Source organism: Aeromonas sp. CD (genome assembly GCF_033349375.1).
Taxonomy (GTDB): Bacteria; Pseudomonadota; Gammaproteobacteria; order Enterobacterales; family Aeromonadaceae; genus Aeromonas; species Aeromonas hydrophila.
Genome location: NZ_CP137631.1, coordinates 3,260,849 through 3,283,913, shown reverse-complemented (window position 1 = coordinate 3,283,913; position 23,065 = coordinate 3,260,849). Strand labels below are relative to the sequence as shown.

Sequence of the window (23,065 nt, the reverse complement as noted above, 5' to 3'; positions counted from 1 at the left end):
TGTTTCTATCATGAGGCAACTTGGATGCGATTAGGCCAGATTGTGATATTTTTTCGAGAATATTTCGCAATTATTACTAATGTTAGTATTCTATTATTTGAAAAAATGGTGACCGTTGGGTTGGTTTTTTTTTGCGAGGGAGTAATTAGTAATTTACTCGGTGTGTCACTATATGGGAAATGGCTCTATTCGCTCAATGCCTTAGTTTTACTATCATCAGTTACATTGATCGCCGGCTCGGAAGTAGTTGTTCCGGCATTAGTTCGGCATCCTCACTTACGCTGGAAGATAATATCTTCAGTATTTCTATTTCGTCAGTTTTTTGCATTTTTTTCTTTGCTTGTCGCATTATGCTATGCCAACTTTATTGTTACGGATCAAGATGTAAGGCTAATGCTGACACTGTTGGCATTCGCTCTAATTTTTAATGAACCATTTTCAGTCATTGCCAACTTCTATCAAGCTACAACAAATATAGGTATCGTTGTTGCGATTCGTCTTGCAGTTTTATTATTAAGGGCGTTTTTGGTAAGCGTTGCTGTTCTATTTTCATCTTATTTAATTATCTACTCAACTAGGGCAATAGAAGCAATGTTATTAGCTATTTCTCTGAGTTGTGTTATTCATTTTAGAGGTGGAATCTGGGATTGGCATAAAAAAGTGGCCGTGATAATGCTAAATAGAGGGGGGGCGCTCTGGGTACCATTGATGTTGATGCTGATTTATATGAGGATTGATCGTTTCTTTATTGAGCATTACTTAGGGTATGAACAACTAGCTATGTATGGTGTGGCTAGTCAAATGCTCGAACAGGGAGTACTTGTGCTTGGCATAGTTGTGCAATCGATAGCTCCAATGATGCTATATGGGCGCAGAGTGAAAAAAATACACACAGTGTGTTTAGGTGTGTTATTAATTGCATGTGTCTTGCAATTAATGGGGTGGTTATGGTTAGATGATATTGTCTATTTCATATTCGGTAAACATTATGAATTAGCTGCAGAATTAGCCATTATGATGTTACCTGCTCTTTCTTTTTTCGCTGTGGATAGCGTTTTTATGCAACGACTATATCGTGATAAAAAATATCTATTGATAATGTATAAATGGTTATTTCTATTAATTATGAGCGCATTTAACTATTGGCTTTTATTAAAGGTTTTTCGTTCTGGTGAAATATATGTTGTTTATATAGTTAATGCTTTCCTTATGATGATTACTACTATATCAATATATTTCATTTATGAATATAAAGACCGTCTGAGTAAGATCATACAATGATAACAATAATGACGCCAACTTACAATAGAGCATACACCTTACCAAGGCTGCATGATAGTTTGTGTCAGCAGACGAGGTTGGACTTTGAATGGCTCGTAATTGATGACGGTAGCACAGATGGTACCGCCGAACTTATTTTTGATTATAGTGTTAGATCAGATTTTTCAATTAATTATTTTTATAAAGAAAATGGGGGGAAGCATCGCGCTATAAATAAAGGCGTGGTTCATGCAACCGGTGATTGGATTATTATTGTAGATAGTGATGACTTATTAACATGTGATGCTGTTGCCAAGTTATATAATTACATTAATCATATTGGCACAGCGTTTGTCGGAATGAGTTTTAGAAAAGCGACGTTATCTGGCCATATAATTGGTATCTCTGGTACAAAAATGAGTAAGTCAATGGTAATACAGCCCATCATGGCAGGGCATATATTAAAAGGTGACTTGGCTTATGTTTTTCGCACTAATGTTATGCGCGAGTGTCCTTTTCCAGAGTTCCCGAACGAAAAATTTGTACCAGAATTATATATATGGAATAAAATTTCCGATATAGGTAAGATAATTTTTTATGTAGACCAGGTAATATATTTTTGTGAATATCTTCCAGATGGCTACACCTCAAATTTTAAAAAAAATATAAAAAGGAATCCATGTGGTTTTGGTTTGTTTTATCGAGACCAAGTGATCCGAGATACTCGATTGTTCGGCAAGGTCAAAGCATGTATCAGAAGTCTCCAGTGTGTTCTTTACTGTTGGTTGAAGAAATAGCATGAAAATTGCGATGATAATCACAGGTCTTGGTATGGGGGGGGCCGAACGACAAGTGTGCGATTTGGCAGATCAATTTATTAAGTTGGGCCACCATATATTAATTATCTCGATGACCGGTGAAATTAGCAATCGCCCACATTCGGCTACAGCAGACATCGTTTCACTGCAGATGAGGAAAACTCCATTTAGTGTTTTCAAAGCATACTGGCAGGCAATTAGGTTACTTAATCAATATAAACCGGATGTGGTGCATAGTCATATGGTGCATGCAAATATTTTTGCTCGGCTATTACGATTATTAGTGTCATTTCCGAAGCTTATCTGCTCTGCGCATAGTGTTAATGAGGGTAGAGGGTGGCGGATATGTGCATACCGGTTTACCGAAATGTTGTGTGATCTTAACACAAATGTAAGCCAAGAGGCTGTTGAGGCTTTTATTAAACAAGGCGCGGTATCTGCCGGGCGAATGAAAGTCATGTATAACGGTATTGATACGGAGCGTTTTTATTTTAACGCCACAGTCAGAAATAAATTACGTTCTCAGCTTGGAATTGATGACAATAACATATTGTTAATTTCGGTAGGCAGACTGACCGCTGCCAAGGACTATAAAAATTTGCTTGTTGCATTTGCGATGTTATCTTCGAGATTCAATAATATTAAGTTGGTCATTATAGGTGAGGGTGAGGAAAAAGAATACTTGACCACAATTGCTAGCGCACAAGGGATTAGTGAGCGAGTTCATTTCTTGGGGCTGCGCCATGATGTTGAAGATTGGATGAGTGCAGCAGATATATTTGTATTGTCATCAGCTTGGGAGGGGTTTGGTTTAGTTGTGGCTGAGGCTATGGCTACTGAGCGGGTAGTGGTTGCCACCGATTGTGGTGGAGTGAGGGAAGTGGTTGGCTCTGCTGGATTACTTGCCCCCCCTAAAAATAGTCAGCAGCTATTTACCGCGATTGAGCAGGCTATGATGCTTTCGCCGCTTGAGAGAGAGGCGATGACCAAAGAGGCTCGGACTCGGGTTATTAACCATTATTCAATAGAGACTGTCTGTCTACATTGGTTAACTTTGTACCAGGACTACACATGAGCAAACATCTTTGTATGGTGAGCAATACAGCGTGGTCAATGTGGAATTTTCGCCGCGGATTATTATCTGCACTTATCCAACATGGATATCGCATAACCATTGTTGCTCCACCTGATAATACAGTTTTTTCGCTCTGTGATTTGGGATGTTCATTTATTCCATTGGAACTATCTCCTAAAGGAGTCAACCTAATTGTTGAGCTCAAATTAATATTTGATTTCGTGAGGATATATAGGAAAGTCAATGCGGATTTAATTATCCATTATACAGTAAAACCAAATATATATGGTTCTTTTGCGGCACATCTTTGTCGCACACCTACCTTGGCTATCACCACTGGGTTAGGATATGCCTTTATGAATGATGGTTGGGTGCCTAAAGTAGTAAGGTTGCTTTATAAATTCGCTTTCAAATATCCTAAGCTAGTCATTTTTTTAAATGAAGATGATCGCCTTGAGTTTTTATCAAGACAGTTGGTAGATGAAAGAAAGACTCTGTTACTGCCTGGTGAGGGCGTTGATTTGAGTTTTTTTTATCCTTCAGAAAAATTTCCTAAAGATGACTCGGTTAGTTTTTTGCTCATTGCGCGGTTGTTATGGGATAAGGGGGTTGGAGAATATGCAGCGGCGGCAAAGCAGATTCACATTAGTCATCCAAACATAAAGTTTAAATTGTTAGGCGATGTTCAGGCTGATAATCCACGAGCGATTGGATATGCACAGTTGCATGAATGGACCAATGAAGGTGTGTTGGAATATCTCGGTACTACACATGATGTTAGGCCTATAATAATGGAAAGTGATTGTATTGTTTTACCTTCTTATCGCGAAGGATTGCCAAGAGCCATGATCGAAGCTGCTGCAATGGCAAAGCCTATTATTGTTACCGATGTTCCTGGATGTAGAGATGTACTGCTACATGATAAAACCGGGTTACTCTGTCAAGCTAGAAATGTTTCATCATTGACTGATGCGATGATGATATTCATACGGATGACTACAGCTCAAAGAACCTTGATGGGTAATGCTGGGAGGCAATTAGTCAGTGCCAGATTCGATGAAAAAAAAATCATTGGCATATACTTTGACATATTGGCTCAGCATATCGATGGCGCTCACCCCGTTGATAACTAAAATGAGTTTCTCATGATAAATAATAGATATTATCCATATGGTGGTCGTTGGTATGACCTTGTACGGTCTAATTATACAATAATGTTCTTTTTTACATCCTTGGTGTCAACATTACTACCTGCATTTTTGTTTTGGGGAGGGGACTTTTGGAGTTTCCTTGATGATGTAAAAATAAATACACTTTTAGGCATCTTTATAACATGCATTACTGCTGGTTTTTTCCTGAGTCGAGTGCTTTGCTATCCTGGAGTTAATGCTTTATCTTATATGATTCCAACAGTAACTACTGTGTATAGTATATTATTCGGTGTGTTGCTGCTGTTTCGTCTTGAGTATAGTAGACCTGTAATTATAAGTTCATATGTATTTGCTTTAGTATCTTGCTGGGCTATTTATTACCTAGGAGTACGATTTGGCAAGGTTAAGTATTCTATCATCCCAGTTGGCAACTATCAGAAACTGTGTGCCTTGACTGCTGTTGAATGGAATGTTCTTAACAAACCTGATTCATCTCTGTTTTTTGGTAATGCTGTAGTTGTTGATTTTCACTCTTCTGATTTGACCAGTGAATGGCAGAAGTTATTAACTGATTTCGTTTTGTTAGGGGTACCTATCTATCATAGTAAAACTATATATGAGTCATTAACAGGCCGAGTGAGTGTTGAACAACTATATGAAAATGACTTGGGTTCCGCTATTCCCTCATTATTATATTTTTTTTTAAAAAGGTTTGTTGATCTTTTGGTAGTTATAATTATACTGCCCCTTTTTATGCCTGTGGTACTTATAACTGCAGTATTAGTAAAGCTGGAAAGTCCCGGCCCTGTTTTTTTTAAACAAAAGAGAGTTGGGTTTGGAAATAAATACTTTGTAATATATAAATTCCGTAGTATGTATGATAGTTCATCATTGTGTTGCGCAAATTTTGCTCAGAAGGTTGACAGTCGGGTGACTCGTGTTGGTCATTTTATGCGTAAATATCGTATTGATGAAATCCCGCAATTTTTTAATGTCCTTAAGGGCGATATGAGCTTGATTGGGCCGCGCCCTGAACAGCGTTTCTTTGTGGAAAAGTTTGAGTCTGAGTTACCATTCTATATGTATCGTCATATGGTCCGCCCAGGCATCAGTGGTTGGGCTCAAGTGATGCATGGATACTCATCTGATACCGATAGTACTCGCATAAAATTAGAATATGACTTTTATTACATTAAGAATTTTTCACTGTGGCTTGATATATTAATAGTGTTCAAAACTATTAAAACAATGTTGACAGGGTTCGGGGCTCGTTAAATATATGGGTAGCTCATATTGGATTTTATTTTCATCGTACTGGCTGCTGGGCATGCATTTTTTCATGCACAACCCCGGTGGGGCCGGGCTCTATCTGCCGTTCAATGCCTGGGGCTGGATCTTCGCCAGTCTGGTCATCGGTCTGGGACTGTGGCAGGTGACGCTGCAGCAGCGGCTGGTGTTCTCCTCTTTGCAGGGCTGCCTCTGGCTGGGGGCGTTGCTGCTGCTGCTGCCCATGGCCTATCCCGACTTTGACCTGAAAGACTATGCGATTCCCCGTTTGCTGGGGCTGTTTGCCGGTCTGCTGTTTCTGTTCTGTCTCTACCAGTGGCAGCTGCTGCGGGCGTCTCGTGACCGGCTGCTCTATCTGCTGCTGGGGGCGGTGGCCATCGAGGCGCTGCTCGGCCTGGTGCAGTACTACCTGCTGATCCCGGGTAACTGGCTGGGGTATGACACCCGCGCCAACCGCCCCTACGGCATCTTTCAACAACCCAATGTGATGGCGACCTTCATGGCGACCGGGCTTGCCCTGGCCGGCTGGCTGGAGCTGCGCGGTAATACCAACCCCTGGCTGAAGGGGCTGCGCTATGGGGTGATCCTGGCGGCCAGTCTGCTGCTGGTGGCGCTGCAATCCCGGGTGGGGCAGTTGGGGGGCCTGTTGGCACTGCTCCTGCTCGTGCCCGCATTGCATCGTCAGCGGCGGCTGGCACAGGTACTGGGTCTGGTTGCAATCGGTGTCGGGCTGGGGATCGCCTCCCAGTACGGGATCAGCGGTGTCAAACGCGGGCTGGAGGCCTATCAGTCCGGCGGCATGCGTTCCATCTACTGGCCCTACGCCGCCAAGCTGATTGCCCAGTCTCCCTGGGTTGGCTGGGGTTATGGCAGCTTTGAAACCACCTTTTTGTACCACTACATGGCCGACAAGGCGCTGAACCCGGCCATGGTACAGATTGAATACAACCTCGATCACCCCCACAACGAGTTCCTTTACTGGGCGGTGGAAGGGGGGCTGGCTCCCATGATCGGCATGGTGCTGATGGGCGGCGCTCTGTTGTGGCGCGTGAGCAAAGCCGGTTGGGTCAAGGGGGCGACGCTGCTGGCGCTGGTGACCCCCATATTGCTGCACACCCAGACCGAGTATCCGCTTTATCATGCCATCGCCCTGTGGTGGGCCCTGCTGCTGCTGGTATATGTGCTGGATGCGGAAGTGGAGGAGGGGCTGCAGGCCTCGGGCCGTGCCAGCTGGCGCGAGTATGTCTATCGCCCCTGGTTGTTGCTGCGCTTCGTGGCCATCATCATTCCCCTGCTGGTGGTGCCCTTCATGCTGACCGCCATTCACACTGCCTGGGTGGTCACCAAGTACGAGCACGGTGGCTACAAGGAGCCGACTCTGCTGCTCGACGTCGTCAATCCCATGGCCTGGTTGACCCGGGTCGAGTTTGATGTCAACTCGGTGCGGTTGATGGTGGGCTTGCAGGCCAACAATCACGTAGAGCTGGAGGCGTATCTCGAGTGGGGTCAGGCGTTTGTGCGCCACACGCCGAGAGCCAACATCTACGCCAACATGGTGATCGCGCTGGATACGCTGGGACGAAAAGAGGAGGCCCGGGTACTGCGCCGTGAGGCGCTGGCGCTCTATCCGGGGGATCCCCTGCTGACCGGCTCGGCCGCCACCTCCGTGGCCACGGCGCTGGAGCGCAAACCCTCGGCCTGATGGCGGTTGTCGAGGCCATGCCGGGAGGGCAGGCTGTGCGATGTTTCATCAACTGCCCCATCGCCTCGCAAAAATGGCGGCCGCTGCTGGACGGCAGAGGTGCCATGGCTAAGATAGTGGCCTCAACGTCTTGTTCAGTAGGGAGTATGAAATGGAGTTAGTGCTTGGCCCGTTGGAGGCCCGCGTGATCGGTTGTCTGATCGAAAAAGAGATCTGCACCCCGGATCAATACCCCCTCTCTCTCAATGCGCTGGTCAATGCCTGCAACCAGAAGAGCAACCGCGAGCCGGTGCTGGAGCTGTCAGAGCTCGACATCCGGGCTGTGGTGGATGAGCTGATCCGCAAGCGGCTGGTGGTCAATACCGCCGGCTTCAATGCCCGGGTTCCCCGTTATCAGCATCGCTTCTGCAACACCGAATTCGGCGAGCTGAAGTTCACCGCTCAGGAGCTCGGCATTATCTGCGAACTGCTGCTGCGCGGTCCGCAGACGCCGGGGGAGCTGCGCTCGCGCACCAACCGCCTGTGCAGCTTCGACGACGTGACCCAGGTCGATGCCGTGTTGGCCAAGCTCGCCGAGCAGGGACCTTACGTGGTCAAGCTGCCGCGCGAGCCAGGCAAGCGCGAGTCCCGTTATGCCCACCTGTTCAGTGGCGAGGTGGATCTGCAGGCGCTGGCCGAGACGGCCCCTGCCAGCAGTTATGCCTCGCCCGCGGCGGATCGACTGACGGCGCTGGAGGAGGAGGTAGAGAGCCTCAAGGCGCAGCTGCAGCTGCTGGCCGAGCGTCTGGCGCAGCTGGAAGGCTGACGCGCTGGCAATATGTCCATCAAGAGGCGCCGAGGCGCCTTTTTTTGTGCGCCTTTTCTGTCATCTCCATCCGGTGAACCCCATTGCCTCACCTTGACCCGAGCCCGCCCCTGACGAGGATGCCGCAGCTTTTTTGCGTTATTTCGTCGTTAAGGGTCGAGCCGCCGCCGCTTTCCCGTTAAAATTCCGCTTTTGCACCTGCCCGTGAGTCTCGATGTCTGCGTCCACTCTCTCTTCAGATTGTTATGCCCTGCTCGGTGAGCTGCAGTTGCAGCGCACCGCCAGTACCCGCTATTTGCAAGAACAACTGCCGCTTGGGCAGGCCCTGCTCGACAAGTTGAGTCAGTTGCAACTGCTGGGGTTGGTGCGGCTGCGTGGGGAACAACAGTGGAGTCTGACGGCAGAGGGAACCCTGGCGTTGATCCTGGCGGTGCGTTGCAGCGATTGTCCCATGCCCAACTGGGCGCGGGTGCCGTCGGTCACCGGTCAGGAGATGGCGCAGGCGCTGGTGCGTGAGCTCTGTCTGGGGGAGGCCGGGCAAGTGCCTGCTTACTATCTGGCGGCCGATCTGCTGAGCCTGCTCGATCTGCCCGATGCCCATCGGTTGCTGGCAGGCTCGAGCCCCCAGTGGCAGCGGCTGATGCTGCAGCACTTCGCCCTGCAAACGTTATTGGATGCCGAGCCCCATGAGCAGTGGCCGCTGGCCCAGGCGGCCGGCGAGTGTGCCGCCGAGCTGGCCAAGCTGAGCGATGGCTTTGCTGCCGAGTGGCAGTGGCTCTGTGGCGAGCTGAGCGGGAAAGCAAACACTCACTGGCCCGCCCTGCAACAACTGGCGGAGCAGGGGGGAGAGCAACCCCTGGCCGAGCGCCTGCTGGCAGCGCTTGGGGCTTGGCAGGCGCAGGAAGGGCAAGAGGATGGGCAGGGTAAGTGGCCACTGACCTTCAGTGCCTTGCTCTGGCTTGGCTGGTTGCAGCAGGCCGACCCCGTGCTCGCCAGCGAGCAGCGCAAGAAGTGGCAGCGCAGCCTGGCCAACCAGTTTCCGCTGCTGGCGGATCTGCTGGGGCAGTGGGCGGGTGATCGCCACGGCCAGGCGGTCGGGCTGTTCGATACCCTGCAATTGCCGCCGGAAGAGTTGCACTGGGGCTACCTCTGGCTCGATCTCTGCGCCCTTGCCCGGCACGGGGAGCAGAGCCCCCAGGTGGCCATCCTGCACAAATGGGATCTCTCTCACGTGCTGGATGCTGCCCCCCGCCACAGGTTGATGGCCTTCTGTCAGGATCTGCTGCGGCTGTTGCTGGGGCAGGGGGCGCAGCAGCCGCCGCTGCAGCAACTGCGCGCCGCCAGCGGCGATCAGGAAGCCGACGAGCAGGACTCAGAGGACAAGACGCCCGCCTCCGCCAGCTGGCTCAACTGGTTGCAGGGGCTGGGACGCGCCAGCGGGGTGCGCAAGCCGCAGGAGCGGCTGGTCTGGCTGCTGCATGCGGAAGGGCCCGAGCTCGAGTGCAAGATCCAGAAACAGAGCACCAAGGGGGAGTGGACTGCCGGGCGCCGGGTCGATCCAACCCTGCTCTCCACCCAGTACGCCAATCTGCTCGACGAAGAGGACTGGGCGCTGGTCCGCACGCTGCCACGCACGCTGGGGCGATTGCCGCGCGAGGTGTGGGCCCCGCTTGCCAACCATTCCCGCCTGTTCAATGCCAGAGGGCAGAAGCTGCAGCTGGCCATCACGGCCCCCTTGCTGCAGATAGTGGCCACCGAGCAGGGCATGAGCGCCGTGCTGAGTCCGGCTGCCGCGGCGCGAGGGGCTCACATACTGCCGCTGGCGCAGGATCTGTGGCAGCTCATCCTCACCCCGCAGCCGCTGCTCGACCGGCTGCCCGCGCTGGAGGCCATTCCGCTGCTGCCGGCCGAGGGGCTGGCGGAACTGCAACATACCCTGGACGCCATTGCGGGGCTGCCCTGGCACAGCCAGGTGGCGGGCCTGCACGGCAATGCCGAGCTGGCTCCCTGGCCCGGCGTGGCCTCGGTTCAGCTCGACTGGCAGGATGGCCAGCTGGCGGTCCGGTTGGTGACCCGGTTCGACGATTTGCCGCCGCAGCCCCTTGGCAAGGGCGAGTCCATCGTGCGCCAGGGGATCAAGGATTATCACTACTGGCAGCGGGACTTGGCGGCCGAGAAGGGCGAGGCCCAGCGGCTGCGCAATCAGTTGCCCATCGAGTTGCCCGGCAGCGAGTGGCGCCTCGAAGGAGAGCAGGCACTGGCGCTGGTCAATGCCCTGCCGGAGCTGGTGGATGCCGGCGTGGTCATTCACTGGCATCAGGACAGCGCGCGTTTGAAGAGCCTCGATGAAGCCGCCCTGAGCCTGCGGATCGAGCGGCGCCAGGACTGGTTCCAGGTGGAGGGGGCGCTCTCTCTCGATGAGCACCAGATCCTCGACTTGCGCCTCATCCTGCGCCAGCTGACCCCGGGTCAACGCACTGTTCAGCTGGACGAGAAGACCAGCCTGATGTTGAGCGACAAGCTGGTGGAGCGGCTCACCATGCTGGGCGCCATGCTGGACGAAGAGCAGCGCATCAATCACAAGCTGGCCTACCCGCTGACCCGCCTGCTCTCCGTCATCACCACCGAGGGGGATGCCGCCTGGCACTCCCTGCAACAGGAGTGGCAGCAGGAGGTGGAGTGTCCGGCCGAGCTGATGGGGCCGCTGCGGGATTATCAGAAGGAGGGGGTACGCTGGCTGGCGACCCTGGCCCACCACGGCTTTGGTGCCTGCCTGGCCGACGACATGGGCCTTGGCAAGACGCTGCAGGCGCTCATCGTGCTGCGCATGCGCCAGCATCTGGGCCCGGCGCTGGTGGTGGTACCCAAGTCAGTGGTCACCAACTGGCAGGAGGAGGTCGCGCGCTTTGCTCCCGAGCTGGAGGTGGTGGTGTTCGACAACCCGTCCGAGCGGGAAGGGATGATCCGCGAAGCCAAGGCGGGCCAGATCATCCTGCTCAACTACGGCATGCTCGGCAGTCTGGCGGAGGCGCTCAAAGCCCGTCGCTGGTCTTCCATGGTGCTGGATGAGGCGCAGCAGATCAAAAATGCCGGTACCCAGCGGGCCAAGCTGCTGTTCCAGCTGGACGGCGATTTTCGGCTTGCGCTCTCCGGTACGCCCATCGAGAACCACCTGGGGGAGCTGTGGAGCCTGTTCACCTTCATCAACCCCGGCCTGCTCGGCAGCCTCGGCGAGTTCAAGCGCCGCTTCGGCAAGGCGGTGAAAGATCCCCAGCACATGGCCCTGCTGCGGGCGGTGATCAGCCCCTTCATCCTGCGCCGTCTCAAGCAGCAGGTGCTGACCGAACTGCCGGACAAGACCGAGATCATCCATCACATCAGCCTCTCCCCCGAAGAGCGTCAGCTCTATGAGGCAACCCGGCGCGAAGTGGTGCAGCAGGTACAAAGTGCCGACGGCCGCGCCCTGATGCACGTGCTGAGCGGGCTGACCCGGCTGCGCCGGCTCTGCTGCTCGCCCCAGCTGGTGATGCCCGAGTGGTCCCAGGCCAGCAGCAAGCTGGACGAGGCGATGGCGCTGCTGGAGGAGGCCATCGGCAATGGTCATCGGGTGCTGGTGTTCAGCCAGTTCGTCGATCTGCTGAGCCTGTTGCGGGCCCGCATCGAGCAGCAGCAGTGGGACTACTGCTACCTGGACGGCGGCTGCTCGGCCAAGTCCCGGCAGGAGTCCATCCTGCGTTTTCGCCACGAGGCGGTGCCGCTGTTTTTGATCAGCCTCAAGGCGGGGGGCACAGGCCTCAACCTCACCCAGGCCGATACCGTGCTGCACCTGGACCCTTGGTGGAACCCGGCGGTGGAAGATCAGGCGAGCGATCGGGCCCACCGCATGGGACAGACCCAGCCGGTGACCGTCTATCGCCTGGTGTGCGAGCAGACGGTGGAGGAGAAGATCGTCGCCCTGCACGATGAGAAGCGGGCGCTGGCCGACGGCCTGCTGAGCGGCCAGTCGGAAGTGCGTGGGCTGGATGTGGAGAGCCTGCGGGCCCTGCTGATGAGCTGACCGCGATCAGCTGACTCGGGCAACAGACAAGGGAAGCATCCAATGATGCTCCCCTTGTTGTGTGGTACGTGTTGTTTGGCTCATGCAGTTTGGCGCCCCTGACGCCTGGACGAGGCCGCACAACCGCTCGTGCCGGTTATCCCTGATAGAGGTAGAGATGCAGCCGCTCTATGATGGGCTCGCCGCCAATCTTGCGATCCCGCCGGGCCTGGCGCAGCTTGGGCGGGTAGTGGCCAAGGTGGGTGACGGCGGGCTGGGTGTCCGAGCAGAGCAGCAGGGGCAGGCTCGCCTTGAGCTGCTGCTTGCGAGGCTCTCGGTCTTGCCAGAGCAGGTTGATCATCGGGTGAGTCTTGACCGGCCGGCGGATCCTGAGCTCTGCGTCCGCAGGCAGGCGGCGGATGTCGTACACCTCCTGATCCACCATCTTGCTCCACTCCTCATTGTTCGACAGCGCCGGGATATAGCGGCGGCTGCGCTCCAGCATCTCCAGCACCTGCTCCCGACTGAGCCGACTGATGCTCTGCTTGTCAGCCCAGGTGAAGCCGAGCGAATGCAGCTCTCCCTGAAGCCAAGTCAGCTTGCGATAGACCTGCAGGGTAATGACCCCGGGCAGCGCCCTGTGTACCAGCTCGAACTTCTCATCCCGCCCGCCAGCCTGCTGCACCAGCGCCTTGAAGGCGAGCTTGCACCCGTTGACCTCGTCGATCAGCGGTCGCAGCAGGGGCGCACAGGCAGCAGGAAAGCGCAGCCAGCCCGGCAGGCGGTGGGTGGCCTTGGTGGAGCAGCCGGGGCGGGCACTGTGATCCCGATAGGCGCTGAGGGCCGCGGCCAGTGCGGCCTCCTCACCCAGATAACCCACCTCGATCTGCTCGATGGGCTCATGCTCCTGTCCTTGCGGTACGGCGGGCAGGGGATAGACGTGGGCCTCCAGCAACTCAAGCTGTTTCAGTTGTGCGGCCAGGCTGTCCAGCGCCTGTTCAAGCCGGTCCATCTGCTGGCGCAAGGCGGCTGTGGGGGTAAATGTCTCCATCGGCATGTCCTGTGTTTGCCTCTGTCAGCCCTGGTGAACGGGCTGAACGTAGGGCAGTGAAAGCACTGTATAAATAACCATATCAGCCTACGGTATGGGTGCCAAGTGCCTGCGTGCCGGGGGGTTGGAAAGGGACAATAGATAGGCGTCATTTGAAGGTGACGGCTTTGTATCTGACTGTTAATAAAGGATCAATAAAAGATCGCTTGGTTAACAACTGGATGTAAAAGTCAGGTTGCCCGCCTTGCTTGTGCCCACAGTGAATGCATAGCCAGTAGAGGAAACTGCATAGTTAGAAGGGATCCATGCAGGAGAATATGCTGCAGGCTATCCTGCACAGACGGAAAGATAGTTAAATCGTTATTAATCAATGCGTTAGTTTCATGTATATGACGACATCAACCATTAGTTTTAATAATGTCTGCTATCAAAATTCGTCAATTGAGTCGGCTATCCCCCCTGACTAAGCTTTGCGCAACAAATTCGCACCCCGCGCAGACATCGTTAAAGAGGAGCCACATCATGGCCAACATGACTTATACCGAAGCCGGTTACCAGCATTCCAGCCAACTGAATCTGGCTGCTCGCGTCAAAATGACCGTACTGACCTGGCTGGAACGCAGCCGCAGCCGTCGCCAGCTCTCCGAGCTGCCCGAGTACCTGCTCAAGGACATCGGTCTGAACGAAGCCGATCGTTATCAAGAGACCACCAAGCCGTTCTGGCGTGGTTGATCTGCCGGGCAAGGATGCCTCGTTTTACCGCTGACTCACTGTTGCCAGCCAGCGCCGCCATGGCGTGACAGACAGTCCCGTTTGCCTGGGCCCGTTTTCTTCGTTGTACCCGTTTCCCTCTCTCACGGCATGTAGCCGACCCCTTTTGTTCCCCCGTGATGTTCCTCCCTCCCACACTTGTAACATTACTGTTTGAATTTGTTTAAAAATTGATTTTAAGCCCGAGGGCCTTGCGTATAATCCGGCCAAGCGTTCCTGACAAAAGGGTGAGATGGATGATTCCCCAGCATGACTTTTTGGCCCTGACTCGCCGCCACGAGTGGCAGCTTGAGCCGTTCTCATTTGATCTGCCGGATGGTGCTCGCGCGAGTGTGTGGGATACGGGGGTGCTCTGCCTGGAGCCTGCCAGCGGTGCCGGCGACCTGCCGGGCGGGCGCAAGGATATCGTGCTCTCCTGCGGCATCCACGGCAACGAGACGGCCCCCATCGAGATCTGCAACCAGCTGCTGAGCCGCCTGCTCAGTGGCGAGCTCAGGGCCCGTCACCGGGTGCTGTTCCTGTTCGGCAACCCGGCGGCCATGAACCTGGGCGTGCGCGAAGTGGAGGAGAACATGAACCGGCTCTTCTCCGGTGCCCACAGCAAGGGGGAGGGGCTGTGCAACCAGGAGCGGATCCGCGCCATGCGCCTCGAGCAGTATGTGAGCCGCTTCTTCGCCGATCCGGCCAGACCGCGCTACCACTACGACCTGCACACCGCCATTCGCGGCTCGCGTCACGAGAAGTTTGCCGTCTATCCCTTCCCCCACGAGCGGCCCCATTGCAAGGAGCAGGTGCAGTTTCTCGGTGCCTGCGGCGTGCGCACCATTCTGCTCTCCAGCGGTCCCACCACCACCTTCAGCTATTACAGCTCCCACCGCCACGGTGCTCACGCCTTCACGGTGGAGCTGGGCAAGGTGCGCCCGTTTGGCGAGAACGACATGACCCGTTTCATCGAAACCCGGCAGGCGCTGCAGGATCTGGTGACCCGGGACGAGGTGGTGCTGGAACCCTGGCGGGCGGATGACTTCACCATCTTTGCCATCGACCGGGTGATCAACAAGCGCTCGGAGCAGTTTCGTTTCCTGTTTGCCAGCGATGTGGACAATTTCACCGAATTTCCCCAGGGTTTCGTGCTGGCCGAGGATGGCGAGCTGCGCTACACGGTAGAGAAACCGCGGGAGGCGGTGGTGTTCCCCAACGCCAACGTGGCCATCGGCCAGCGTACCGTGTTGCTGGTGGTGCCGACCCGGCTGTGGGAGTAATCTGGCGCCACTTCTGATGGTAATGGCAGGCTGCCACCGGCATTGCTGGGCGTGCAGCCCTTGCCGGGAGCCTTGAGCGATCCCGTCTCCATCCTGACAGGGAGCCCGATGCGGCTCCCTGTTTCGTTTCCTCTCAGCCGAAAAATCCAGCTTCTTTCTGAAATTAAAGAAGTTTCTACTGGTCTTACCTGGCTAAATCCCATTGCCCTTTGGTTAACAATCTATTTACATTCAAAGGGTCACCTCATGGTGGTGACGTTGACAACGGCAAGGAGCCAGTTATGACCCATGTCGACATCCCTTTCCTTCGTTACCTCGATGAGGAAGGGCGCCCGGTCGCCACACTACCGACCTGGCTGGACAAGGCGATACTGCACACCTTCTACCGCAACATGGTGATGGTGCGCAGCTATGACAAGAAAGCGATCGCGCTGCAGCGAACCGGCAAGCTTGGTACGTTTCCCTCCCACCTGGGCGCCGAGGCGGTCGGGATTGGAGTCGGGCTCGCCATGCAGCCGCAGGATGTCTATGTGCCCTACTACCGGGACATGCCCACCCTCTATGTACGGGGCGTGCCCATGGAGAAAAACCTGCAGTACTGGGGTGGGGACGAGCGTGGCAGCGTCTTTTACAAGGCGGATGGCGAACTCTCCGAGGACTTGCCCATCTGCGTGCCCATCGCCACCCAGATCACCCATGCCGCCGGCATCGCCGCGGCCTTCAAACTGCGCAATCAAGCCAGGGTCGCCGTGGTGACCATCGGCGATGGCGGCACCTCCAAGGGCGACTTCCTGGAGGGGCTCAACTGTGCCGGCGTCTGGCACCTGCCCATGGTGATGATCATCAACAACAACCAGTGGGCCATCTCGGTGCCGCGCAAGTTGCAGTCGAGCGCCCCCACCCTGGCCCAGAAAGGGATTGGGGCCGGTGTGCGCAGCATTCAGGTGGACGGCAACGATGTGGTCGCCGTCTATGAGGCCACCCGCAGCGCCGTCGAGCGCGCCCGCAGCGGCAAGGGACCGACCCTGATCGAGGCGGTCAGCTATCGGCTGGGGGATCACACCACGGCCGACGATGCGACCCGTTATCGGGAAGCGGCCGAGGTGGAAGCCGCCTGGGCCAAGGAGCCGGTCAAGCGGCTGCGCCAGTTCATGTTTGAACAGGGCTGGTGGGACGAGCAGCAGGAGCAGGCATTGCTGGCCGAGGCGGCCCGCGAGGTCGAGCGCGCCGTGGCCGTGTATGAAAACACGGCGGCGCAGGCCCCGGAAACCCTGCTCGACTACCAGTTTGCCGAGTTGCCGAAGGATTACCGCACGCAGCGCCAGCGCATCATCGCCAAGGGCATGCAGCAGCACAGCGGGGAGGAAGCATGAGTGATATGACGTTGCTCGAGGCCGTCAATCTGGCGTTGCATCACGAGATGGAGCGGGACCCGGATGTGGTGGTACTCGGCGAGGATGTGGGGGTCAACGGCGGGGTGTTTCGTGCCACCGTGGGCCTGCGCGACAAGTTCGGCTTCAAGCGGGTGATCGATACCCCGCTGGCCGAGGGGCTGATCGCCGGGGTGGCGGTCGGGATGGCTACCCAGGGGCTCAAGCCCGTGGCTGAATTCCAGTTTCAGGGCTTCATCTTCCCGGGCATGGAGCAGATCATCTGTCAGGCGGCGCGGATGCGCAATCGCACCCGGGGCCGCATCACCTGCCCCATCGTTTACCGCTCCCCCTACGGCGCCGGCATTCACTCCCCCGAACACCACAGCGAGAGCGTGGAAGCCCTGTTCGCCCACATTCCCGGACTGCGGGTGGTGATCCCCTCCAGCCCGAAGCGGGCCTATGGCCTGCTGTTGTCGGCCATTCGCGACCCGGATCCCGTGATGTTCTTCGAGCCAGACCGCATCTATCGCTCGATGAAATCCGACGTGGTGGATGACGGCATCGGGTTGCCGCTGGATGTCTGCTTTACCCTGCGTCCTGGCCGCGACATCACGGTCGTCGCCTGGGGAGCCTGCATCCAGGAGGTAATGCGGGCCGCGAACCTGTTGGCGGAGCAGGACATTCAGTGTGAAGTGCTGGATCTCGCCACCATCAAGCCGCTGGACATGGAGAGCATCCTGGCGTCGGTACGCAAGACCGGCCGCCTGCTGGTGGTGCACGAAGCGTGCGGCAGTTTCGGGGTGGGCGCCGAAATCGTGGCGCGGGTCACCGAGGAGGCGCTGACTTCCCTCAAGGCACCGCCCAGACGGCTCACCGGGGTGGACGCCGCCGTCCCCTATTACCGCAACGAAGAGTACTACCTCATCACCGAGCAGGACATTGCCGATGCGGCTCATCAGCTGATGGAGAACCAGTGGCTATGAAATTTTTCAAATTACCGGATCTGGGTGAAGGCTTGGCCGAAGCCGAGATCGTCGAATGGAAGGTCAGCGCCGGCGATACCGTGAGCGTCGACCAGGTGTTGTTGTCGGTAGAGACGGCCAAGGCGCTGGTGGATGTACCTTCGCCGGTGGCGGGGGTTATCGCCAGGCTGTGTGGTGCCGAGGGGGACATCCTTCACATCGGTGCGCCGCTGGTGGAGTTCGAAGGCGGCGAGGATGACGGCTCCGTCGTCGGCAAGGTCAATGCCCATCAGCAGCACATCGAGGATCACTTCGTGGTGGGGGCCATTGCCCCCGGCGGTGCCCTGGTGCAGGCCATGCCGGCCGTACGCCTGCTGGCCCAGAAACTGGGGCTGGATATCGAGCGGCTCAAGGGGAGCGGCAGTGCCGGCATGGTGACCGAGCAGGACGTGCAGCAGGCATTCGAGGCCCAGCAGAGCAGTGGCAACGAGTTCCTCAAGGGCTCGCGCCGGGCCATGGCCAAGGCGATGGAGCTGTCCCACAAAACGGTAGTGCCGGTCAGCATCACCGACGAGGTGGACTTGCGTCACTGGCGCCCCGATGAAGACGTCACGGTGCGCCTCATCAAGGCCATCGGCGTGGCTTGTCGGGCCGAACCCTCCATGAACGCCTGGTTTGACGGCGACACCTTGTCAAGGCGGCTGTTCAGAGAGGTCAACGTGGCCATTGCGGTGGATTCCAAGCACGGACTTTACGTCCCTGTAATGGAAAACGTGGCCGAGCGGGAAGGGGCCGATCTGCGCCAAGGGCTGGATCGCATGATTGCCGACGTGAAGGCGCGCGCGGTGCCGCGCGAGATGTTGCAGGGGGCGACCATCACCCTCACCAACTTCGGCGCCATCGCGGGGCGCTATGCCAGCCCGATCGTGACGCCGCCTCAGGTGGCCATCATAGGGGCGGGCAAATTGTTCGAGAAAGTCGTGTTCATCCATGGGGAGGCACGCCCGGTCAGAGCGCTGCCGTTGTCGATGACATTTGACCACAGAGCCTGCACCGGCGGTGAGGCGGCACGCTTCCTCAAGGCCCTGGTACAGGCGCTGGAAGCCCCCGTATTGTGACATGTGTGCCCTGCCGTGGCAGGGCACAAATTGTTTGCGTAATCCCCAAAGCCACGTATAATCTAAACCAGCTTGAAAGGGCGATAGTTATGTCAATGAATATGATGTTTTACATCTTTTCCTGTTGTTCATAAGTTAATCCCGTTTTTTGAGCTTTATCCGCTGAAAAGCATAAGTAATTATTTTGAATACAGGTTTAAAGATATGTCTAACATGATCACCGGTACCGTTAAGTTTTTCAACGAAACCAAAGGTTTTGGCTTCATCCAGCAAGAAAACGGCCCGGACGTTTTCGTTCACTTCAGCGCTATCAGCGGTAACGGTTTCCGTACCCTGGCTGAAGGTCAGCGCGTACAGTTCTCTGTGACCCAAGGTCAGAAAGGCCCGCAGGCTGAGAACGTAACTGCTCTGTAATTCTTACAGAATTTAAGAAAGCCGTGGTGCCTCTGGTTCCACGGCTTTTTGTTTTGGACGCTTGACTCTCATCTGCAGAGAGTTAATGGTGCTACTTCCTACTCTCTCGTTGCCTCCACTATGCTGTCATCTCTTCTGCTTGCCGCCACGCTGATCACTTCTGCCGATGTGCAGGGGCGGGATATTGTCGAGGCCGAGGCAAAAGCCGTATGCCAGCAGTTTGTCGAGGTGCGCGTGGGCGGCGGCTCTCTGCCCGACGAGATCAAGGCTCAACCATTGCCAAAACGGGTAGGGGAGTGGATGGTCGATGGCAAAGTAAAAGGACCCGAAGGTCCTTTGCTGTTTGCCTGTCTGCTGCGTCAGGGGAAACGCTGGGAGCTGCTCAACTTTTCGCTGTGGGCTCCCAAAGCAATCAAAGCGGTTTGAGTGCGACCAGCAGGTGCTGCAGGTGCTCGACCATGGTCATGCCAAATGGCGTCAGATAGCCACCATCTTCCGCGCTGATGAGCCCCTGTTGATGCAGACGTGACGCTGCCTGGCAGAGTTCGTCGGACATGTCGCTGCGCAACTTGATCCCCAGGCTCATGTTGGCCGGATCAAAACATGCCAGTATTTTCAAATCGTTTACAAACTCGTTAGAAACCTGGTCGATCCCGATCATGAATGCACTCCTTACGCTAAAGATGTATGCAAACTAGCATTCCCGGATCCACTTTAGTGGGCGCTGGCTCAAACTATTGGGCTTTCTCCTTTCCATACGTGCTCAAACGCTGCTTTTTTGGTCGTCCTGCCAGTGCTTGCAGGAGGCGTAGTTGAGTCCGCCCCTGCCATGCCAAACATGATAGGATAGGAGCCTCCTTTGTCTTTCTGGCCGAACGCTGCGTATCGGCCTCCGGTTCAAGGCGTATTCCATGGTCAAGATCACACTGGTATCACTGCTGCACACACTGGGGACGCGTTTCCCCGTCTATCCCGCTTCGCTGTTGTTGCCCCTGCTCGAGCAGCATCAGGGCGATGTCTGGCTGCCGGCCTGCAAGGGAGCGGATGTCGCCGCCCTGCGTCAGCATGGCAAGGGGGCTGCCGCCCAGACCCTGGCCCCGCTGACGGCAGCCTGGTGTGATTTTGCCACCGGTGAAGAGGGTGCGACACCCGAGCTGGATGCATTGGCCAATTACGACAGCGAGATGATGGACAATTTGCTGATGTACTGGCACAACCCGGCCAAGATCAACAGCCCGATCACCGACAACCTGTTCGAGTTGCGCCGCGAGGTGGTGGATGAGGCCCATGGCGGCAAGCTGGCCGCCGCCTGGCAAGCGCAACAACAGGCCCGTTTCGAGCAGATCCTGGCCGCTGCTCTGGCCGGACGGGAGCAGCTCTGCTTCGTCGAGGTGGAATCCGCCTACTGGCTGCGCCAGCGTTTCAGCGAGATGGCGGAGATCACCCTGGTGACCCCCGAGCTGGGATGAGATCGCGAAAAATCGGTGACCGATCTCTCATACTGGACAAGGCGCCGGCAAGATGTGAACATGGCGCCCTTTATTGCACAAGAGACTTGACCGATGAGCTATGAACTGAGCGACACCGAGCGCAATGCAGCGCTGCAACTGAACGCGGACTACCGCTTTGATCACTTCATCAGCAAGCTGGTCGAGCACGAAGAGCTGTTCGTTCTGACCGACGAGCACGGCGTCATGATGTTGACCACCGACGATGAAGACTGCATCCCGGTATGGCCGCACCCGGAATACGCCAAGGCGTGGGCCGAAGGGGAGTGGGCCGACTGCAAGCCGCAGTCCATCACCCTCAAGGTGTGGCTGGAGCGCTGGATCGACGGCATGGAGCAGGATGAGTTGTGCGTTGCCGTGTTCCCGACCCCGGATCAGGAAGGTATCGTGCTGGAGCCGGCCGACGTGGCCGACGCCATCGCCCAGAAGCAGGCCAAGCGCGGTTAATCGCTGCTGCTTCCAGCTGGCAACCCCGGTTGCAAAAAAGACCCCGCCACTGTGCGGGGTCTTTTTGTTGGTGGCCTAGGCCAATCTTGGCAAAGAGGCAGGCTGCACAGGCCCCTATTTCTGCTGATAGGTGGTATCAACCCGGGTGACGGCCGGGAAGGTCTGATCCGCCTTGATGGCGGTCTGGGTCTGCGTCTTGGCCTCTTCATCAATCCAGAACAGGCCACCGTAGCTGTAGCCGCTGTTGCTGCCGTCCAGCGGCCAGTAGAGTAACTCGCTCTTGGGCGTAGCCGGCAGCTTGGGCAGTTTTATCCAGCGCCAGGCCCCCTCCCGGGTGTAGGGCACCTGGTAGGCGGGCACAAAGCTGGCCAGCTCATAGAGCCGCTGCTGGATCTGGCGCGACAGCGCCGCTTTTTTGGCGAAGTCGAACTCCTTGTCGTACTGCTCCACCAGGGCCGTGATGGCATCGTCATCGATGTTCATGATGTTGTTGGTCTGCGGCTTGTTGGCGTTGATCTTGTGGAAGAACTCCCAATAGGCGGGATAGCGGCTGCCTGACCAGGCCATCCAGGCGCTCTGGTGTTTTTTCTCCAGCATCGACTTGAAGCCGGCCGAAGCGTCCATCAGGTTGAGCTCGAGGTTGAGCCCCGCCTTCTTGGCCTCTTCGCGCAGCAGGGTGAGGCGCTGGGCGTGCTCCGCCGTGGTGTAGGTGATGGCCAGGGTCAGCGGCTGGCCCTGGCTGTTTTGCAGGGTACCGTCGGGACCGGGTTTGGTGAAACCGGCCTTGGCGAAGTAGTGGCGCGCCAGCTCGGGATCAAACGGGCGGGCCTTGAGATCCGTGTTGGTGAACTCCCCCTGGCCGGAGCCATAGCTGTTGAGGCGCTGGTAATCCCCCCGCAGCAGGGTGGTGAGCATCTTGTCGAGATTGAGGGCGTGCTGGATGCCGAGCCGCACATCGAGATTGCGCAGCAGCGGATCGGCGGTATTGAGATAGAGCCCTGTTGGGGGCTGGGGTGTCTGGTTGTAGAACCAGAGGCGTTCGATATAACCCTTGGTGAACTCCTGCGTTTTGCTCTTGTCGTGCCACCAGTTGGGCATCACCAGCGGGAAGGTATCGAGCTCGCCGCGCAGGAAGTGCTGCCAGGCGATGTTCTGATCCCTGAGTACCTTGAGCTCGATCCGATCCGGGTTGAAGCGGTACTGGAAGTAGCGCTCGTCATTGCCCCACCAATCCTTGACCCGCTCGAAGGTGACCGACTTGCCCTTCTTCACCTCGCCAAGCTGATAGGGGCCGGTCACCGGCAGCAGCTTCCAGTTGTATGCCTTGACCCAGTCGGCAGTGATCTTGATGGCGTGGCTGGGGGCCGGGCTGAAGGGCAGAGATTCCAGCAGATCCTGGCGACTCTTGGCCGTGCCGCTGGAGATGGCCAGGGTGTGGTCATCAAACTTGGTCACCTCGCTTATCTGGGTGCTGTAGTAGTTGTTGTACCAGGGGTCGTTGATCTCCTTGCTGCGCAGCAGCTTGAGGGTGAACAGCCAGTCATCGGCGGTGACCGGTTGGCCGTCCGACCAGCGTGCCTTGGGATTGATGCGCAGATAGAGGGTCTTGTGGTCAGCTCCGAAGGCCCATTCGTTGGCCAGCATCGGCATGGGATTGCCGGTGACGGGATGGGTACTCAAGAGTGGCAGATTGGTCTCCCGCATATAGCCGGCGAAGCCGCCGTTGGAGTCCGGGCCGTACACCCGCAGGGTCAACGGAAAACTGGTCATGAAGCCGCGAAAGGTGCCGCCCCGCTTGGCGGCCGGATCCGCGAAAACGGGATCCGCGTTGTTGCTCTCCCAGGTCAGACCGGCTGGCAGGGTGGCGCTCCAGCCGTAGTTGCTCAGGCAGAGGGTCAGGGCAATGGCGCTGGTGCGCAGAAGGCGCGGGATGATGCGGGGGTTGGCGGTGAAGGTCGATGGCATGTCCTTGCTCTCCTGATGGCTGCGTCCTGCAGGCCACTCGCTGGTGGCTCCAGCCCCGAT

20 protein-coding genes are annotated in these 23,065 nt (G+C 56.2%); 17 read left to right on the top strand and 3 right to left on the bottom strand.

Going from position 1 to position 23,065, the window contains the following annotated elements:
- The first annotated feature begins 24 nt into the window (after nt 1–24).
- The 8 genes from R2E40_RS15245 to R2E40_RS15210 all read left to right on the top strand — a co-directional run bounded on the left by R2E40_RS15245 (nt 25) and on the right by R2E40_RS15210 (nt 12,155).
- Nucleotides 25–1,281, top strand: a complete 1,257-nt coding sequence (locus tag R2E40_RS15245; RefSeq protein WP_318163782.1) for a hypothetical protein — start codon at nt 25–27, stop codon at nt 1,279–1,281.
- An 8-nt stretch (nt 1,282–1,289) separates the two neighbouring features.
- Nucleotides 1,290–2,057: a glycosyltransferase family A protein gene (locus R2E40_RS15240; protein WP_318163781.1), complete on the top strand. Its 768-nt coding sequence runs from the start codon at nt 1,290–1,292 to the stop codon at nt 2,055–2,057.
- Nucleotide 2,058: 1 nt separating this feature from the next.
- Nucleotides 2,059–3,153, top strand: coding sequence for a glycosyltransferase (locus R2E40_RS15235; RefSeq protein ID WP_318163780.1), 1,095 nt, complete (start codon nt 2,059–2,061; stop codon nt 3,151–3,153).
- Complete coding sequence (locus R2E40_RS15230; RefSeq protein WP_318163779.1) at nt 3,150–4,286, top strand: glycosyltransferase family 4 protein; 1,137 nt, start codon at nt 3,150–3,152, stop codon at nt 4,284–4,286. The genes R2E40_RS15235 and R2E40_RS15230 overlap by 4 nt, the downstream gene beginning before the upstream one ends.
- A 12-nt stretch (nt 4,287–4,298) precedes the next feature.
- Nucleotides 4,299–5,579, top strand: coding sequence for a sugar transferase (locus R2E40_RS15225; protein WP_318163778.1), 1,281 nt, complete (start codon nt 4,299–4,301; stop codon nt 5,577–5,579).
- A gap of 4 nt (nt 5,580–5,583) precedes the next feature.
- The gene (locus tag R2E40_RS15220) at nt 5,584–7,293 is read left to right on the top strand and encodes a PglL family O-oligosaccharyltransferase (protein ID WP_318163777.1); all 1,710 of its coding nucleotides are present in this window, start codon (nt 5,584–5,586) and stop codon (nt 7,291–7,293) included.
- A 151-nt stretch (nt 7,294–7,444) separates the two neighbouring features.
- The gene (locus R2E40_RS15215) at nt 7,445–8,098 is read left to right on the top strand and encodes a YceH family protein (protein WP_318163776.1); all 654 of its coding nucleotides are present in this window, start codon (nt 7,445–7,447) and stop codon (nt 8,096–8,098) included.
- Nucleotides 8,099–8,312: 214 nt separating this feature from the next.
- Nucleotides 8,313–12,155 (top strand): DEAD/DEAH box helicase, encoded by a 3,843-nt coding sequence (locus R2E40_RS15210; protein WP_318163775.1) that lies wholly within the window; start codon nt 8,313–8,315, stop codon nt 12,153–12,155.
- Nucleotides 12,156–12,291: 136 nt separating this feature from the next.
- Here R2E40_RS15210 and R2E40_RS15205 read toward each other — a convergent pair whose 3' ends face one another.
- Entirely contained in the window at nt 12,292–13,185 is an 894-nt protein-coding gene (locus R2E40_RS15205) for a DNA replication terminus site-binding protein (protein WP_318163774.1), read from the bottom strand.
- 522 nt (nt 13,186–13,707) lie between these two features.
- Between R2E40_RS15205 and R2E40_RS15200 the strand changes: the two genes are divergently transcribed.
- The 7 genes from R2E40_RS15200 to R2E40_RS15170 all read left to right on the top strand — a co-directional run bounded on the left by R2E40_RS15200 (nt 13,708) and on the right by R2E40_RS15170 (nt 19,511).
- Nucleotides 13,708–13,917 (top strand): DUF1127 domain-containing protein, encoded by a 210-nt coding sequence (locus R2E40_RS15200; RefSeq protein ID WP_011706670.1) that lies wholly within the window; start codon nt 13,708–13,710, stop codon nt 13,915–13,917.
- Between the two features lie 275 nt (nt 13,918–14,192).
- On the top strand, nt 14,193–15,218 hold the full coding sequence (gene astE, locus R2E40_RS15195) for a succinylglutamate desuccinylase (RefSeq protein ID WP_011706669.1): 1,026 nt from the start codon (nt 14,193–14,195) through the stop codon (nt 15,216–15,218).
- Nucleotides 15,219–15,499: 281 nt separating this feature from the next.
- Complete coding sequence (gene pdhA / locus R2E40_RS15190; RefSeq protein WP_016351338.1) at nt 15,500–16,591, top strand: pyruvate dehydrogenase (acetyl-transferring) E1 component subunit alpha; 1,092 nt, start codon at nt 15,500–15,502, stop codon at nt 16,589–16,591.
- Nucleotides 16,588–17,574, top strand: a complete 987-nt coding sequence (locus tag R2E40_RS15185; RefSeq protein WP_011706667.1) for an alpha-ketoacid dehydrogenase subunit beta — start codon at nt 16,588–16,590, stop codon at nt 17,572–17,574. Before pdhA ends, R2E40_RS15185 begins: the two co-directional genes overlap by 4 nt.
- Nucleotides 17,571–18,671 carry a dihydrolipoamide acetyltransferase family protein gene (locus R2E40_RS15180; RefSeq protein ID WP_318163773.1) on the top strand — a complete coding sequence of 367 codons (1,101 nt, stop codon included), beginning with the start codon at nt 17,571–17,573 and terminating at the stop codon, nt 18,669–18,671. Before R2E40_RS15185 ends, R2E40_RS15180 begins: the two co-directional genes overlap by 4 nt.
- Nucleotides 18,672–18,875: 204 nt before the next feature.
- Nucleotides 18,876–19,085, top strand: a complete 210-nt coding sequence (locus R2E40_RS15175) for a cold-shock protein (protein WP_005331438.1) — start codon at nt 18,876–18,878, stop codon at nt 19,083–19,085.
- Nucleotides 19,086–19,205: 120 nt separating this feature from the next.
- Nucleotides 19,206–19,511, top strand: coding sequence for a hypothetical protein (locus R2E40_RS15170; protein ID WP_318165567.1), 306 nt, complete (start codon nt 19,206–19,208; stop codon nt 19,509–19,511).
- On the opposite strand, the gene R2E40_RS15165 is transcribed toward R2E40_RS15170, so the two are convergent.
- On the bottom strand, nt 19,498–19,746 hold the full coding sequence (locus tag R2E40_RS15165; protein ID WP_011706664.1) for a TIGR02647 family protein: 249 nt from the start codon (nt 19,744–19,746) through the stop codon (nt 19,498–19,500). The genes R2E40_RS15170 and R2E40_RS15165 overlap by 14 nt on opposite strands.
- Before the next feature lie 250 nt (nt 19,747–19,996).
- On the opposite strand from R2E40_RS15165, the gene R2E40_RS15160 reads away from it, so the two are divergent.
- Nucleotides 19,997–20,554: a hypothetical protein gene (locus R2E40_RS15160; protein ID WP_318163772.1), complete on the top strand. Its 558-nt coding sequence runs from the start codon at nt 19,997–19,999 to the stop codon at nt 20,552–20,554.
- A gap of 93 nt (nt 20,555–20,647) precedes the next feature.
- Complete coding sequence (locus R2E40_RS15155) at nt 20,648–21,040, top strand: DUF2750 domain-containing protein (RefSeq protein WP_005302792.1); 393 nt, start codon at nt 20,648–20,650, stop codon at nt 21,038–21,040.
- Between the two features lie 114 nt (nt 21,041–21,154).
- Here R2E40_RS15155 and R2E40_RS15150 read toward each other — a convergent pair whose 3' ends face one another.
- The gene (locus R2E40_RS15150) at nt 21,155–23,005 is read right to left on the bottom strand and encodes an extracellular solute-binding protein (protein WP_318163771.1); all 1,851 of its coding nucleotides are present in this window, start codon (nt 23,003–23,005) and stop codon (nt 21,155–21,157) included.
- Nucleotides 23,006–23,065 lie beyond the last annotated feature (60 nt).